Annotated in this window: 13 protein-coding genes; 7 read left to right on the plus strand and 6 right to left on the minus strand. The window is 67.8% G+C overall.

Annotated elements, in window-relative coordinates; genetic code table 11:
• Positions 1-203 precede the first annotated feature (203 nt).
• From rsmG to rpmH, 6 genes are all read right to left on the minus strand, one after another.
• Complete coding sequence (gene rsmG, locus ABT296_RS03045) at positions 204-920, minus strand: 16S rRNA (guanine(527)-N(7))-methyltransferase RsmG (RefSeq protein ID WP_351922605.1); 717 nt, start codon at positions 918-920, stop codon at positions 204-206.
• A gap of 129 nt (positions 921-1,049) precedes the next feature.
• Positions 1,050-1,562, minus strand: a complete 513-nt coding sequence (locus ABT296_RS03050; protein WP_351922606.1) for a Jag family protein — start codon at positions 1,560-1,562, stop codon at positions 1,050-1,052.
• A gap of 15 nt (positions 1,563-1,577) precedes the next feature.
• A complete protein-coding gene (yidC, locus tag ABT296_RS03055; RefSeq protein WP_351922607.1) occupies positions 1,578-2,834 on the minus strand; it encodes a membrane protein insertase YidC in 1,257 nt (418 codons plus the stop codon).
• Positions 2,835-2,837: 3 nt separating this feature from the next.
• On the minus strand, positions 2,838-3,191 hold the full coding sequence (gene yidD, locus ABT296_RS03060) for a membrane protein insertion efficiency factor YidD (protein WP_351922608.1): 354 nt from the start codon (positions 3,189-3,191) through the stop codon (positions 2,838-2,840).
• Positions 3,188-3,559, minus strand: a complete 372-nt coding sequence (gene rnpA / locus ABT296_RS03065; RefSeq protein ID WP_351922609.1) for a ribonuclease P protein component — start codon at positions 3,557-3,559, stop codon at positions 3,188-3,190. The genes yidD and rnpA overlap by 4 nt, the downstream gene beginning before the upstream one ends.
• Before the next feature lie 20 nt (positions 3,560-3,579).
• Positions 3,580-3,717, minus strand: a complete 138-nt coding sequence (gene rpmH / locus ABT296_RS03070) for a 50S ribosomal protein L34 (protein ID WP_007265229.1) — start codon at positions 3,715-3,717, stop codon at positions 3,580-3,582.
• A gap of 385 nt (positions 3,718-4,102) precedes the next feature.
• Here rpmH and dnaA point away from each other — a divergent pair, with 385 nt between their 5' ends.
• From dnaA to gyrA, 7 genes are all read left to right on the plus strand, one after another.
• The gene (gene dnaA, locus ABT296_RS03075; RefSeq protein WP_351922610.1) at positions 4,103-6,052 is read left to right on the plus strand and encodes a chromosomal replication initiator protein DnaA; all 1,950 of its coding nucleotides are present in this window, start codon (positions 4,103-4,105) and stop codon (positions 6,050-6,052) included.
• Between the two features lie 860 nt (positions 6,053-6,912).
• Positions 6,913-8,043, plus strand: coding sequence for a DNA polymerase III subunit beta (gene dnaN / locus ABT296_RS03080; protein ID WP_351922611.1), 1,131 nt, complete (start codon positions 6,913-6,915; stop codon positions 8,041-8,043).
• A 170-nt stretch (positions 8,044-8,213) separates the two neighbouring features.
• The gene (gene gnd, locus ABT296_RS03085) at positions 8,214-9,089 is read left to right on the plus strand and encodes a phosphogluconate dehydrogenase (NAD(+)-dependent, decarboxylating) (protein ID WP_351922612.1); all 876 of its coding nucleotides are present in this window, start codon (positions 8,214-8,216) and stop codon (positions 9,087-9,089) included.
• Positions 9,090-9,144: 55 nt separating this feature from the next.
• Positions 9,145-10,266, plus strand: a complete 1,122-nt coding sequence (gene recF, locus ABT296_RS03090) for a DNA replication/repair protein RecF (protein ID WP_351922613.1) — start codon at positions 9,145-9,147, stop codon at positions 10,264-10,266.
• Entirely contained in the window at positions 10,263-10,796 is a 534-nt protein-coding gene (locus tag ABT296_RS03095) for a DciA family protein (RefSeq protein ID WP_351922614.1), read from the plus strand. The genes recF and ABT296_RS03095 overlap by 4 nt, the downstream gene beginning before the upstream one ends.
• Before the next feature lie 387 nt (positions 10,797-11,183).
• Entirely contained in the window at positions 11,184-13,229 is a 2,046-nt protein-coding gene (gene gyrB, locus ABT296_RS03100; RefSeq protein ID WP_351922615.1) for a DNA topoisomerase (ATP-hydrolyzing) subunit B, read from the plus strand.
• A gap of 42 nt (positions 13,230-13,271) precedes the next feature.
• Positions 13,272-15,866 (plus strand): DNA gyrase subunit A, encoded by a 2,595-nt coding sequence (gene gyrA / locus ABT296_RS03105; RefSeq protein ID WP_351922616.1) that lies wholly within the window; start codon positions 13,272-13,274, stop codon positions 15,864-15,866.
• Positions 15,867-15,871 lie beyond the last annotated feature (5 nt).

Here is a 15,871-nt window from a genome sequence, read left to right on the forward strand (position 1 = left end):
TTTGCTTCAGAGGATCTCAAAGATCCCAATGGCTTGCGGTCGCGCGGTTCGGCCGCGGCCCGGCCCCGGCTGATGATGCCGTGCAGCAGTGAGCGACGTTTCACGTGAAACACGATGCACAGCAGCCGAGGCCGAACTACCGCCGACACTCCGGCATACCCGGGTTTGGCAGCTTGGGTGGAGTACGCCCGACCGGGAGCGGATCAGCGCCGCCGGCGCGCCCGCCCCGTCCGGGCCGCCTTCGCACGCTTCGCGGCGAAGCGCACACCGCCCGGACTCTCCCCCACCTCGACCCGCACGACCGTCGACAGCGGATCCACCACACCCTCACCGACATGGAGGACGGACGTCCCCACCGCACCGAGCTTGCTCAGAGCCGTGGCGGCGCTCTTCAGCTCCTCCTCGGCGGTGTCACCCTTGAGCGCGAGCATCTCCCCGTACGGACGCAGCAGCGGGATGCCCCAGGTGGCCAGCCGGTCCAGCGGCGCCACCGCACGCGCCGTCACCACATGCACCGGCTGCAGCGTGCCCATGACCTCCTCGGCCCGACCACGGACCACCGTCACATGGTCCAGGCCCAACAGCTCGACGACCTCGGTGAGGAACGTCGTCCGCCGCAGCAACGGCTCCAGCAACGTGATCTTCAGATCCTCCCGGACCAGGGCCAGCGGAATGCCCGGAAGCCCCGCACCGGAACCCACGTCGCACACCGTCACCCCCTCCGGCACGACCTCCGCGAGCACCGCGCAGTTCAGCAGATGCCGCTCCCACAGCCGGGGCACCTCACGCGGCCCGATCAGACCACGCTGCACACCCGCCTCCGCGAGCAGCTCCGCGTATCGGACCGCGTCCGCGAAGCGATCACCGAACACCTCACGCGCCTGCTCGGGCGCGGGGGGAAGCTCCGCTGCCTCCGTCACGGGGGACCGTCCTTCCGTACCGCGTCAACGCCACCCGGACGCCGACGTCAGAACCACCAGAACTATCAGGCTGACAAAGTTCGGCCCCGCCTGCCGGGCAGACGGGGCCGGGAGGAACGTACGTACCGATCAGGCAGGCAGCACGACGACGAAGCGCTGCGGCTCCTCGCCCTCGGACTCACTGCGCAGACCCGCGGCCTTGACCGCGTCGTGCACGACCTTGCGCTCGAACGGGGTCATCGGCTTGAGCTTCACCGGCTCACCCGTGTTCCGGACATCCGCCGCGGCCTTGGCACCCAGCTCGGAGAGCTCGGCACGCTTCTTGGCGCGGTACCCGGCGATGTCCAGCATCAGCCGGCTGCGGTCGCCGGTCTCCCGGTGCACGGCCAGGCGCGTCAGCTCCTGAAGCGCCTCCAGTACCTCACCGTCACGGCCGACCAGCTTCTGCAGGTCGCGGCCGCCGGAGTCGCTGATGATCGAGACAGCGGCGCGGTCGGCCTCGACGTCCATGTCGATGTCGCCGTCGAGATCGGCGATGTCGAGCAGACCCTCAAGGTAGTCCGCCGCGATCTCGCCCTCCTGCTCCAGGCGGGACAGGGTGTCTGCACCCTCGGCAGCGGCGGAGATGGTGCCTTCCGTCACGGGATGGACTCCTTCTTACTTCTTGGACGGGGACTTGGGCCGCTGCGGACCCTTGCGCTGTCCGGACTGGGCCTTGCTGCGGGTACCGGAGCCGGGCTTCTTGGCAGCGGTGGGCTTGGTGTCCTCCGGAGCGTCCGACTTGGTCAGGGACGTCTTGGGCTCGGGCTCACCCGCCGCCTTCGCCACACCGGTCTGACGCTGCGACTTGCTCTGCCGCTTGGGCTGCTGCCGCTTGGGCGTCGCCAGGGGCGTCCCGTCCTCGGTCTCGACGGCCACGGGCGTCTCGCTCTTGAGCACGGTGCCGTCGGTCTGCGCGGCGAGACCCGCCTTGCTCAGGCCGTTGATGAACTTGCGCTCGTACTCGTTGCGGTCGCGGCCCTTGGCGACGATCGCCTTGACGACGTTGCGCTCACCACGCCGGCGAACCTTGCCGTGGTGCGAGACGTGCTTGGTCAGGCGCTCCAGGTAGGCGGCCTGAGCCTTGGAACCCGGCGTCGGGTTGTTGCGGATCACGTACATCTGCTGGCCCATGGTCCACACGTTGGTGGTCAGCCAGTAGACGAGGACACCCACCGGGAAGTTGATGCCGAAGACGGCGAACATGACCGGGAAGATGTACATCAGCATCTTCTGCTGCTGCATGAAGGGCGTCTTCACCGTGGTGTCGACGTTCTTCGTCATCAGCTGGCGCTGCGTGTAGAACTGCGACGCCGACATCAGGACGATCATGACCGCGGTGACGATGCGGACCGTGGTGAGCGACGCGTCCAGCGCCTGGACGTCCGCGGCACTGTCGGTGAACTTCGCCGCCAGGGGCGCACCGAAGATGTGAGCCTTCTGCGCGCTGTCGAGCAGGCTCTGGTTGATCGCGCCGATCGTCTCGTTGTTCGCGATGCTGTTGAGCACGTGGTACAGCGCGAAGAAGAACGGCGACTGCGCCAGGATGGGAAGGCACGAGGAGAGCGGGTTGGTACCCGTCTCCTTGTACAGCTTCATCATCTCTTCGGACTGGCGCTGCTTGTCGTTCTTGTAGCGCTCCTGGATCTTCTTCATCTCGGGCTGCAGCGTCTGCATCGCCCGGGTCGCCTTGATCTGCTTCACGAAGAGCGGGATCAGGCAGATACGAATCAGGATCACCAGGGACACGATGGACAGGCCCCAGGCCCACCCGGTGTCATCGCCGAAGATGGCGCCGTACACCTTGTGGAACTGGACGATGACCCAGGAAACGGGTGTCGTGATGAAGCTGAAGAGGCTGGCAATCGTGTCCACTAATCATGCTCCTTGGGCATGGGACGGGGTCTCTGCGGCCGGGCTCGAAGGAACAGGGCCTTCGGTGGCCGTTTCGGCGGCGGAGGGCCCGCCCTTGCGTGCGCGCCATGCGCCCCGCAGCATCTCGTGCCATCGCGGCCGCTTGCGCGGCGGGACATGGTCCACACCGCCCAGCGACCACGGATTGCACCGCAGAATGCGCCAGGCCGTGAGCGCCGTGCCCTTGATCGCACCGTGCCGGTCAATGGCCGTGTAGCCGTAGTGGGAACACGACGGGTAGTACTTGCACACCGGTCCGAGCAACGGACTGATGGTCCACTGATAGATCTTGATCAGAGCCAGCAGCGGGTACTTCATCGCGCGCCCCCTCCCAGCAGCCGCTGCAGAGCGGCGTCCAGGTCTCGGGCCAGCTGTGCATGGTCGGCGTCACCCGCACCGGGCAGCGCTCGTACGACTACCAGGCTACCGGGGGGAAAGACGTCGACCCGATCGCGCACCAGATGGCGAAGCCTGCGCTTCACCTTGTTGCGCACGACCGCACCACCGACAGCCTTGCTGACAACGAAACCCGCACGCACCGGGGGAGCGCTCTCCCCAGGCGCGTGCGGGTCCGTGGCACCGCTACGAAGATGGACGACGAGAGTCGGGCGACCGGCCCGGCGCCCCTGTCGTACCGCGGTCGCGAAGTCCTCGCGCCGCCTCAGCCGATGCTCGGTAGGCAGCACGACGACACGACCTGATCAGATCAGGCGGACAGCGCGGAGCGACCCTTGCTGCGGCGGTTCGCCAGAATCGCGCGGCCGGCACGGGTACGCATCCGCAGGCGGAAGCCGTGGGTCTTCGCGCGACGACGGTTGTTCGGCTGGAAGGTGCGCTTGCTCACTCGGGGGCTCCAGAAATCAAATCGGTGTTGGCGGGTGCCGTCCTGGCTGTCACCGTGCGCCCACGAGTAGCTCGCGTTACGCCCGAGTGCACCGCTTCCCGATCACCCGTTCACCTCCGCAACGGCGGAGACGTGATCTTGTGCCCATCGGAGGCAGGCGGCAGCAGCCATCGACAACTCGACCTGGTTACGGTACGCGGGGCTACGCCATCCGGTCAAACCAGGGGTCACCGGGAGACACTGTCCACAGCCTGGGGACAACAACTTGAACCGTACCCGTTGCCCTGACTACCGTGGCTGAACCCCGATTCGCCCGGCCCGACCGATTTGAATCCCGATCCGTCCCACCTCACACGTTCGTGGGACCCGTGAGAGAGCGTGCCCTGTGGCTGACGTACCTGCCGATCTTGCCGCAGTGTGGCCACGCGTACTCGAGCAGCTCCTCGGCGAGGGCCGCGGCCAGGGGGTGGAGGCCAAGGACGAGCACTGGATCCGCCGCTGCCAGCCACTGGCACTCGTCGCGGACACCGCCCTGCTCGCCGTACCCAACGAATTCGCCAAGGGCGTCCTCGAAGGCCGCCTCGCCCCGATCGTCAGCGACACCCTCAGCCGCGAATGCGGCCGCCCGATCCGCATCGCGATCACCGTCGACGACTCCGCGGGCGAGCCCCCCGCACCCCCCACCCGCCCCCAGCCCCGCTACGAGGAGCCCGAACTCCCCGCCGGCCAGTACGAGGGCTACGGCCGCCACCGCGGCGCCGACGGCGACGCCTACGGAGCCCGCCCCGAACAGGGCGACCCGCTCCCCACGGCCCGCCCCGCCTACCCCGCCGAGTACCAGCGCCCCGAACCCGGCGCCTGGCCCCGCCCGCAGCAGGACGAGTACAGCTGGCAGCAGCAGCGCCTGGGCTTCCCCGAACGCGACCCCTACGCGACACCGCCCCAGGACACCTACGGGCAGGACTCCTACGGCCAGCCGCCCCAGGACTACCGCCCGCAGCCGATGGACCGCTCTCCCTACGACGGCAAGCGCCCGGAGTACGAAGCACCGCGCGGCGACTACGACCAGCCGCGCCCCGACTACGACAAGCCGCGCGGCGACTACGACCAGCCCCGCCCGGACTACGACCAGGGCCGACCCGACTACGACCAGCGCGACGCCCGTCGCGACCGGCCCGAACCGCAGAACGGCCCCGGCCCCGCACACCGCGGCGGCCCCGCCGGCCCCGGCCTGCCCGCCGCAGGCGGCGCCCCCGGACCGCTCGGCGCCAAGCCCGCACCGGCCCCCGGCCCCGGCGAACCGACCGCCCGCCTGAACCCCAAGTACCTCTTCGACACCTTCGTGATCGGCGCGTCGAACCGTTTCGCCCACGCGGCCGCCGTCGCCGTCGCCGAAGCACCCGCCAAGGCGTACAACCCCCTCTTCATCTACGGGGAGTCCGGCCTCGGCAAGACCCACCTGCTGCACGCCATCGGGCACTACGCGCGCAGCCTCTACCCCGGCACCCGCGTGCGCTACGTGAGCTCCGAGGAGTTCACCAACGAGTTCATCAACTCCATCCGCGACGGCAAGGGCGACAGCTTCCGCAAGCGGTACCGCGAGATGGACATCCTGCTCGTCGACGACATCCAGTTCCTCGCGGACAAGGAGTCGACGCAGGAGGAGTTCTTCCACACCTTCAACACGCTCCACAACGCCAACAAGCAGATCGTGCTCTCCAGCGACCGGCCGCCCAAACAGCTGGTCACCCTGGAGGACCGGCTGCGCAACCGCTTCGAGTGGGGCCTGATCACCGACGTCCAGCCGCCCGAGCTGGAGACCCGGATCGCGATCCTGCGCAAGAAGGCGGTGCAGGAGCAGCTCAACGCCCCGCCGGAGGTACTGGAGTTCATCGCCTCCCGGATCTCGCGCAACATCCGCGAGCTGGAGGGCGCCCTCATCCGGGTCACCGCGTTCGCCTCGCTCAACCGGCAGCCCGTGGACCTGGGCCTGACCGAGATCGTCCTGAAGGACCTGATCCCGGGCGGCGACGACTCGGCACCGGAGATCACCTCCACGGCCATCATGAGCGCCACCGCCGACTACTTCGGCCTCACCGTCGAGGACCTGTGCGGCACCTCCCGCGGCCGCGCCCTGGTGACGGCCCGCCAGATCGCCATGTACCTCTGCCGCGAGCTCACGGACCTGTCCCTGCCGAAGATCGGCGCGCTCTTCGGCGGCCGCGACCACACCACGGTCATGCACGCCGACCGCAAGATCCGCAATCTGATGGCCGAACGCCGCTCCATCTACAACCAGGTCACCGAGCTCACCAACCGCATCAAGAACGGCTGACAGTCGCTCCCGCACGACACCGAGGGCGCCCTCCGGAGCAGATCCGGGCGGCGCCCTTCGCCATGTCCGCGCCGCCCGCCGTTCGATTACTTGCCGGGTTACGGGCACGATCCACAGATTCGCCGAATTTTTTCCATCCACATCCTGGGGACTGTGAAGTTGTCCAGATAGTGTCCACAGGCTGCGCCGCTGGGAGACCATCAGGCCAGTTCAGTGGGTTGTGGATCCGTGGATGAAAGATCTCCACAGCCTGTGGACAAAGGAATGCTCCACAGGCTGTGCATGAAGTTTTCCACGCACAACCCACAAGCTGAGGTGAGTTGTCCCCAGCTATCAGCGAGTTCTCCACATGACTGTCCACTGTTCGGCAACCTGGCACGCCCTCTCACCGTCCCGAGTGAAAGGCGTCACACCGGGATGCCGAGGAGGGCTGTGGGAAAGCTTGCGATTCCTGGGGACAGGGTTGGGGACAACTCACCCCGTCCTGTGCACAGAGTGTGCAGAACTTTCTGTTCTCCACAGAGAGACGGAGTTGTCCACGGGTTCCACCCACAGGGTCGGTGGACAAAATTTCCGGGCTGAGCTGGGCAAACGGGGTTATCCACCGTTTCCACAGGCCCTACTACTACTCCCAACTAGAGAGAGCTGGGATTTCGTTTCGAAGTGGGTCCTGTGCACAACTCGGGGTCCGGGGCCCGGCTGACCCTCGTCACGACTTGACCCCGAGGGGCACCTACTGTCAGTGCCGTGCGTCAGACTGTTCCCCGGCGTCCTTCCCCGCATCGGGGCCGACGACACCGAGACAGACGACGTAAGCCAGGCAGGCCGATCAGCGCCGGCAACAGCAGGAGGCGGCAAGAGTGAAGATCCGGGTGGAACGCGACGTACTCGCGGAGGCCGTGGCCTGGGCGGCGCGCAGCCTCCCGGCCCGCCCGCCGGCGCCTGTCCTCGCCGGCCTCCTGCTGAAGGCCGAGGACGGCCAGCTGAGCCTGTCCGGCTTCGACTACGAGGTGTCCGCCCGGGTGTCGGTGGACGCCGAGGTCGAGGAGGAGGGCACGGTCCTCGTCTCCGGCCGGCTGCTCGCCGACATCTGCCGCGCGCTGCCGAACCGTCCGGTTGAGATTTCCACAGACGGTGTACGGGCCACGGTGGTCTGCGGCTCCTCCCGGTTCACCCTGCACACACTGCCTGTGGAGGAGTATCCGGCGCTGCCGCAGATGCCGACCGCGACCGGCACCGTGCCGGGTGAGGTCTTCGCCTCCGCCGCCTCCCAGGTCGCCATCGCGGCCGGGCGCGACGACACGCTGCCGGTGCTCACCGGTGTGCGCATCGAGATCGAGGGCGACCGGGTCACGCTGGCCTCCACCGACCGGTACCGGTTCGCGGTCCGTGAGTTCCTGTGGAAGCCGGAGAACCCGGAGGCGTCCGCGGTGGCCCTGGTGCCCGCGAAGACGCTCCTGGACACCGCCAAGGCGCTCACCAGCGGCGACAGCGTGACGCTGGCGCTGTCCGGTTCGGGTGCGGGCGAGGGGCTGATCGGTTTCGAGGGCGCCGGGCGGCGTACGACGACCCGGCTGCTGGAGGGCGACCTCCCGAAGTACCGCACGCTGTTCCCGACCGAGTTCAACTCCGTCGCGGTGATCGAGACGGCGCCGTTCGTGGAGGCCGTGAAGCGTGTGGCGCTGGTGGCCGAGCGGAACACTCCGGTGCGGCTGAGCTTCGAGCAGGGCGTGCTGATCCTGGAGGCGGGGTCGAGCGACGACGCACAGGCTGTGGAGCGGGTGGACGCGCAGTTGGAGGGCGACGACATCTCGATCGCCTTCAACCCGACGTTCCTGCTGGACGGGCTGAGCGCGATCGACTCGCCGGTGGCGCAGCTGTCGTTCACGACGTCCACGAAGCCGGCGCTGCTGAGCGGCAAGCCGGCGCTGGACGCCGAGGCCGATGACGCGTACAAGTACCTGATCATGCCGGTGCGGCTGAGCGGCTGACCTGCGTGGATGCCGGTGCGGGTGGCCTTGGTCGCCCGTGTCGGCGGGGTCGGGCCGGGGTCTGGGTCATATGAGCGGCTGTGCCCACAGTTGTGCGTGAGCGTCCGGGTTTAGGCTCGGACGTGGGTACTCAGGTGCCTCTCACGCCACAGCGACCTAAGGAACAACTGATGGAGCTCGGTCTCGTCGGCCTCGGCAAGATGGGCGGCAACATGCGCGAGCGGATTCGCCGCGCCGGCCACACCGTCGTCGGATACGACCGCAACCCGGACCTCGCAGATGTCCACAGCCTGGAAGAACTTGTGGGCAAGCTCAGGGGGCCGCGGGTCGTGTGGGTCATGGTTCCGGCCGGGGCCGCGACGCAGTCGACCGTCGATGAGCTCGCGGAGCTGCTGGAGCCCGGTGATGTCGTCGTGGACGGCGGGAACTCTCGCTGGACGGACGACGAGAAGCACGCCGAGGAGCTGGCGGCCAAGGGCATCGGCTTCGTGGACTGCGGTGTCTCGGGCGGTGTCTGGGGCCTGGAGAACGGCTATGCGCTGATGTACGGCGGTGACGCGGAGAACGTCGCCAAGGTGCAGCCGGTCTTCGACGCGCTGAAGCCGGAGGGTGACTTCGGTGCGGTGCACGCGGGCAAGGTCGGTGCGGGGCACTTCGCGAAGATGGTTCACAACGGCATCGAGTACGCGATGATGCAGGCCTATGCCGAGGGCTGGGAGCTGCTGGAGAAGGTCGACTCGGTGACGGACGTCCGGGAGGTCTTCCGGTCGTGGCAGGAGGGCACGGTCATCCGTTCCTGGCTGCTGGACCTGGCGGTGAACGCCCTGGACGAGGACGAGCACCTGGACGGGCTGCGGGGCTTCGCGCAGGACTCCGGTGAGGGCCGGTGGACCGTGGAGGCGGCCATCGACAACGCCGTGCCGCTGCCGGCGATCACGGCGTCGCTGTTCGCGCGGTTCGCCTCGCGTCAGGACGACTCCCCGCAGATGAAGATGATCGCGGCGCTGCGCAACCAGTTCGGCGGCCACGCGGTCGAGAAGAAGTAGTTTCCACAGGGCCGCCGAGCGGTCCACAACGCGTGGGGAGGTCGGCGAAACGACCATGCATGTGACGCATCTGTCGCTGGCCGACTTCCGCTCGTACGCCCGGGTCGAAGTTCCGCTCGATCCGGGCGTCACGGCTTTCGTGGGGCCGAACGGTCAGGGGAAGACGAATCTCGTCGAGGCGGTCGGCTATCTGGCGACCCTCGGCAGTCATCGGGTCGCCTCGGACGCGCCGCTGGTGCGGATGGGTGCGGAGCGTGCGGTGATCCGGGCGCAGGTGCGGCAGGGCGAGCGGCAGCAGCTGGTGGAGCTGGAGCTGAACCCGGGCCGTTCGAACCGGGCGAGGATCAACCGGTCTTCGCAGGTCAGGCCGCGGGATGTGCTGGGGATCGTGCGGACGGTGCTGTTCGCGCCGGAGGATCTGGCGCTGGTGAAGGGTGATCCGGGTGAGCGGCGTCGTTTCCTGGACGAGCTGATCACGGCGCGTTCGCCGCGGATGGCGGGTGTGCGTTCGGACTACGACCGGGTGCTGAAGCAGCGGAACACGCTGCTGAAGTCGGCGGCGCTGGCGCGCAGGCACGGTGGTCGGTCGATGGATCTGTCGACGCTGGACGTGTGGGACCAGCATCTGGCGCGTGCGGGTGCCGAGCTGTTGGCGCAGCGGCTGGATCTGATCGCGGCGTTGCAGCCGTTGGCGGACAAGGCGTACGAGCAGCTGGCGCCGGGCGGGGGTCCGTTGGCGCTGGAGTACCGGCCGTCGGCGCCGGGTGGGGCGCAGTCGCGGGAGGATCTGTACGGGCAGGTGCTGGAGGCGTTGGCCGAGGTCCGTAAGCAGGAGATTGAGCGGGGTGTGACCCTGGTGGGTCCGCATCGGGACGATCTGTTGCTGAGGCTGGGGCAGTTGCCGGCGAAGGGGTACGCCTCGCACGGGGAGTCCTGGTCGTACGCGCTGGCGTTGCGGCTGGCTTCGTACGACTTGTTGCGGGCCGAGGGCAATGAGCCGGTGCTGGTGCTCGACGACGTCTTCGCGGAACTGGACGCGCGGCGGCGGGAGCGGCTGGCGGAGCTGGTGGTGCCCGGGGAGCAGGTGCTGGTGACGGCGGCGGTCGGTGACGATGTGCCGCATGTGCTGGCGGGGGCGCGGTTCGCGGTGTCGGAGGGGACGGTGGAGCGGGTATGAGCGCCGAGGGTCCCGAGAAGAAGGCTCCGGAGCCGTCGGGTGTGGATCTGGCGCGGGTGGCGTTGCGCGCGGCGAAGGAGCAGGCGCGGGCGCGTGGGGATGCGCAGCAGCAGCGGAAGCAGGCGCGGCGCGGGGGTGGTCTGCGGTCGGGGTCGGGTGCGGACGGGCGGGATCCGATGGCGTTGGGTGCGGCGATCAATCGGCTGATCACCGAGCGGGGCTGGGAGACGCCGGCGGCGGTGGGCGGGGTGATGGGGCGCTGGCCGCAGATCGTGGGTGCGGATCTGGCCAATCACTGTGTGCCGCAGAGTTATGACGAGGACGAGCGGGTGCTGGTCGTGCAGTGCGACTCGACGGCGTGGGCGACGCAGTTGCGGCATCTGGCGCCGACGTTGGTGGCGCGGCTGAACGAGGATCTGGGGCACGGCACGGTGCGGTTGATCAAGGTGTTGAATCCCGGTGGTCCCGCCCGTCGCTTCGGTCCGTTGCGGGCTCCGGGGAGCACGGGGCCCGGCGACACCTATGGGTGACGTACATCACGTCGTGGGGTTCGGGCGGGGTCGGTTCGTGCAATCGCGCGCGGTTGCGAATCGGGTGGTGCGGTCGACGTGACTGCCAAGTAGCAACGGGTTGACACCTCGAAGCGCTGAGTGCCTCTGTGAGCCTCTTGGAGCCCCGTTCCGCATATGGGGAGTCGGGAGACGCCGGTTCAGGGCGGCACATGCGGACTCAGGTACCGGCAAACCCCCATCACTGTCGGCGCTACCGGTAGACTGGAAGCCAATCCCGCCCCATTCGTGGGGACCGCCCGGGAGAAGCTGAGCAACGCTGATCAAGGCTTACCAACGCAACATGCCGCAGCCGCTCCGGCAATCCGCCGACGAGCCCGGCTCGTGCTGTGCCAGAAAGGGCGCTTCGTGGCCGATTCCGGCAACCCCAACGAGAACATCCCGTCCACCGACGCCATGGCCGGCGCGGCCGAGGCCAACGCCACGGCGTACGACGCAAGCGCCATCACCGTCCTCGAGGGTCTGGACGCGGTCCGCAAGCGACCGGGTATGTACATCGGCTCGACCGGTGAGCGCGGTCTGCACCACCTGGTGCAGGAGGTCGTGGACAACTCCGTCGACGAGGCGCTGGCCGGTCACGCGGACACCATCGATGTGACGATCCTGGCCGACGGCGGTGTGCGTGTCGTCGACAACGGCCGTGGCATCCCGGTGGGCATCGTGCCGTCCGAGGGCAAGCCGGCCCTGGAGGTCGTGCTGACGGTGCTGCACGCGGGCGGCAAGTTCGGCGGCGGCGGTTACGCGGTCTCCGGCGGTCTGCACGGTGTCGGTGTGTCCGTGGTGAACGCGCTGTCGACGAAGGTCGCGGTCGAGGTCAGGACGGACGGCCACCGCTGGACGCAGGACTACAAGCTCGGTGTGCCGACGGCTCCGCTGGCCCAGCACGAGGCGACCGACGAGCACGGTACGTCGGTCACCTTCTGGGCGGACCCGGACATCTTCGAGACGACCGACTACTCCTTCGAGACGCTGTCGCGGCGTTTCCAGGAGATGGCGTTCCTCAACAAGGGTCTGCGGATCAACCTGACCGACGAGCGTGAGTCGGCGAAGGCCACGGCCGGGGCGGACGAGGCGGGCGAGGACGAGAAGCACGAGGTCAAGCGGGTCTCGTACCACTACGAGGGCGGCATCGTCGACTTCGTGAAGTACCTGAACTCGCGCAAGGGCGACCTGGTGCACGCCACGGTGATCGACCTGGAGGCGGAGGACAAGGACAAGCTCCTGTCCCTCGAGGTCGCGATGCAGTGGAACAGCGGCTACACCGAGGGTGTCTACTCCTTCGCGAACATCATCCACACGCACGAGGGCGGTACCCACGAAGAGGGTTTCCGTGCCGCGCTGACGTCGCTGATCAACAAGTACGCGCGGGACAAGAAGCTGCTGCGGGAGAAGGACGACAACCTCACGGGTGACGACATCCGCGAGGGTCTGACGGCGATCATCTCGGTGAAGCTGAGCGAGCCGCAGTTCGAGGGCCAGACGAAGACGAAGCTGGGCAACACCGAGGTGAAGACCTTCGTGCAGAAGGTCGTGTACGAGCACCTGGCGGACTGGCTGGACCGCAATCCGAACGAGGCCGCGGACATCATCCGCAAGGGCATCCAGGCGGCGACCGCGCGGGTGGCGGCCCGCAAGGCGCGGGATCTGACGCGTCGTAAGGGTCTGCTGGAGTCGGCGTCGCTGCCGGGCAAGCTGTCGGACTGTCAGTCGAACGATCCGACCAAGTGCGAGATCTTCATCGTCGAGGGTGACTCCGCCGGCGGTTCGGCCAAGTCGGGCCGCAATCCGCAGTACCAGGCGATCCTCCCGATCCGCGGCAAGATCCTCAACGTGGAGAAGGCGCGGATCGACAAGATCCTGCAGAACCAGGAGATCCAGGCGCTGATCTCGGCGTTCGGTACCGGGGTCCACGAGGACTTCGACATCGAGAAGCTGCGCTACCACAAGATCATCCTGATGGCCGACGCCGACGTCGACGGCCAGCACATCAACACCCTGCTGCTGACCTTCCTGTTCCGTTTCATGCGGCCGCTGGTCGAGGCCGGGCACGTGTTCCTGTCGCGTCCTCCGCTGTACAAGATCAAGTGGGGTCGGGACGACGTGGAGTACGCGTACTCCGACCGTGAGCGTGACGCGCTGCTGGAGATGGGCCGCCAGCGGGGCAAGCGGGTCCGTGAGGACTCCATCCAGCGCTTCAAGGGTCTCGGCGAGATGAACGCCGAGGAGCTGCGGGTGACGACCATGGACCAGGAGCACCGGGTGCTCGGTCAGGTCACCCTCGACGACGCCGCGCAGGCCGACGACCTGTTCTCGGTCCTGATGGGCGAGGACGTCGAGGCCCGCCGCGCGTTCATCCAGCGCAACGCCAAGGACGTCCGCTTCCTCGACATCTGAGTCGGTCTCAGCTGACCGCACAGGGAAGGATCTTCACCAGCAATGGCCGACGAGAACACTTCTGCCACCTCCGAAGAGGGCGGCGACATCGTGATGCGGATCGAGCCCGTCGGGCTCGAGACGGAGATGCAGCGTTCGTACCTCGACTACGCGATGTCCGTCATCGTCTCGCGCGCGCTGCCGGACGTGCGGGACGGTCTCAAGCCCGTCCACCGCCGGGTGCTGTACGCGATGTACGACGGCGGTTACCGCCCCGAGCGCGGCTTCTACAAGTGCGCGCGCGTGGTCGGCGACGTCATGGGCAACTACCACCCCCACGGCGACTCCTCGATCTACGACGCCCTGGTGCGTCTGGCGCAGCCGTGGTCGATGCGGATGCCGCTGGTCGACTCCAACGGCAACTTCGGCTCTCCGGGCAACGACCCGGCGGCCGCCATGCGCTACACCGAGTGCAAGATGGCGCCGCTGTCGATGGAGATGGTCCGTGACATCGACGAGGAGACCGTCGACTTCACGGACAACTACGACGGCCGTTCGCAGGAGCCGACCGTCCTGCCGGCCCGCTTCCCGAACCTGCTGATCAACGGTTCGGCCGGTATCGCGGTCGGTATGGCGACGAACATCCCGCCGCACAACCTGCGCGAGGTGGCGTCGGGCGCCCAGTGGTACCTGGAGAACCCGGAGGCCTCGCACGAGGAGCTGCTGGACGCGCTCATCGAGCGGATCAAGGGTCCGGACTTCCCGACCGGCGCGCTGGTCGTGGGCCGCAAGGGCATCGAGGAGGCGTACCGCACGGGCCGCGGCTCGATCACCATGCGGGCGGTCGTCGAGGTCGAGGAGATCCAGAACCGCCAGTGCCTGGTGGTGACGGAGCTGCCGTACCAGGTGAACCCGGACAACCTCGCGCAGAAGATCGCCGACCTGGTCAAGGACAGCAAGATCGGCGGTATCGCCGACGTCCGCGACGAGACGTCCAGCCGTACCGGTCAGCGCCTGGTCATCGTGCTGAAGCGGGACGCGGTCGCCAAGGTCGTGCTGAACAACCTGTACAAGCACACCGACCTGCAGACGAACTTCGGCGCCAACATGCTGGCGCTGGTGGACGGCGTGCCGCGCACGCTCTCCCTGGACGCGTTCATCCGGCACTGGGTGACGCACCAGATCGAGGTCATCGTCCGCCGTACGCGCTTCCGGCTGCGCAAGGCCGAGGAGCGGGCGCACATCCTGCGCGGTCTGCTGAAGGCGCTGGACGCGATCGACGAGGTCATCGCGTTGATCCGGGGCAGTGAGACGGTCGACGTCGCGCGTACGGGCCTGATGGAGCTCCTGGAGATCGACGAGATCCAGGCCAACGCCATCCTGGAGATGCAGCTGCGCCGGCTGGCGGCCCTGGAGCGCCAGAAGATCATCCAGGAGCACGACGAGCTCCAGGCGAAGATCACCGAGTACAACGCGATCCTGGCCTCGCCGGTGCGTCAGCGGGGGATCGTCAGCGAGGAGCTGGCGGCGATCGTCGAGAAGTACGGCGACGACCGCAAGACCACGCTGGTGCCCTACGACGGTGACATGTCCATCGAGGACCTGATCGCCGAAGAGGACATCGTCGTCACCATCTCGCGCGGCGGGTACGTCAAGCGGACCAAGACGGACGACTACCGTTCGCAGAAGCGCGGCGGCAAGGGTGTGCGCGGTACGAAGCTGAAGGAAGACGACATCGTCGACCACTTCTTCGTCTCCACCACGCACCACTGGCTGCTGTTCTTCACGAACAAGGGCCGGGTCTACCGGGCGAAGGCGTACGAGCTCCCGGACGCAGGCCGGGACGCGCGCGGTCAGCACGTGGCGAACCTGCTGGCCTTCCAGCCGGACGAGGCGATCGCGGAGATCCTCGCGATCCGCGACTACGAGGCGGCGCCGTACCTGGTCCTGGCGACCAAGGCCGGTCTGGTGAAGAAGACGCCGCTGAAGGATTACGATTCGCCGCGTTCGGGCGGTGTCATCGCGATCAATCTGCGGGAGCGTGAGGACGGTTCCGACGACGAACTGATCGGTGCCGAGCTGGTTTCGTCCGAGGACGATCTGCTTCTGATCAGCAAGAAGGCGCAGTCGATCAGGTTCACCGCGACGGACGACGCGCTGCGGCCCATGGGCCGTGCCACCTCGGGCGTGAAGGGCATGAGTTTCCGCGAGGGGGACGAGCTGCTCTCGATGAATGTTGTTCGACCCGGTACGTTCGTGTTCACTGCCACCGACGGCGGGTACGCGAAGCGGACTCCCGTCGACGAGTACCGCGTCCAGGGGCGTGGCGGCCTCGGTATCAAGGCCGCCAAGATCGTCGAGGACCGCGGTTCTCTGGTCGGCGCGCTGGTGGTCGAGGAGAGCGACGAGATCCTCGCCATCACGCTGGGCGGCGGTGTGATTCGTACGCGAGTCAGCGAGGTCAGGGAGACGGGCCGTGACACCATGGGCGTCCAACTGATCAACCTGGGCAAGCGCGATGCCGTGGTCGGCATCGCACGTAACGCCGAGGCGGGGCGTGAGGCGGAGGAGGTCGACGGCGAGGGCGCCGTCGACGAGTCCGCCGAGGACGTCGCGACCACCGGCACGGACGAGGGTGAAGCGCCCTCGCCCGAGTAGCACGA

This window comes from Streptomyces sp. NPDC000983 (genome assembly GCF_040299205.1).
Taxonomy (GTDB): Bacteria; Actinomycetota; Actinomycetes; order Streptomycetales; family Streptomycetaceae; genus Streptomyces.

What these genes read in the sequence shown, in the direction of transcription:
- yidD (WP_351922608.1), bottom strand. Translation starts at nt 3,191, where the DNA reads ATGAAGTACCCGCTGCTGGCTCTGATCAAGATCTATCAGTGGACCATC.
- gnd (WP_351922612.1), top strand. Translation starts at nt 8,214, where the DNA reads ATGGAGCTCGGTCTCGTCGGCCTCGGCAAGATGGGCGGCAACATGCGC.
- recF (WP_351922613.1), top strand. Translation starts at nt 9,145, where the DNA reads ATGCATGTGACGCATCTGTCGCTGGCCGACTTCCGCTCGTACGCCCGG.
- ABT296_RS03095 (WP_351922614.1), top strand. Translation starts at nt 10,263, where the DNA reads ATGAGCGCCGAGGGTCCCGAGAAGAAGGCTCCGGAGCCGTCGGGTGTG.
- gyrA (WP_351922616.1), top strand. Translation starts at nt 13,272, where the DNA reads ATGGCCGACGAGAACACTTCTGCCACCTCCGAAGAGGGCGGCGACATC.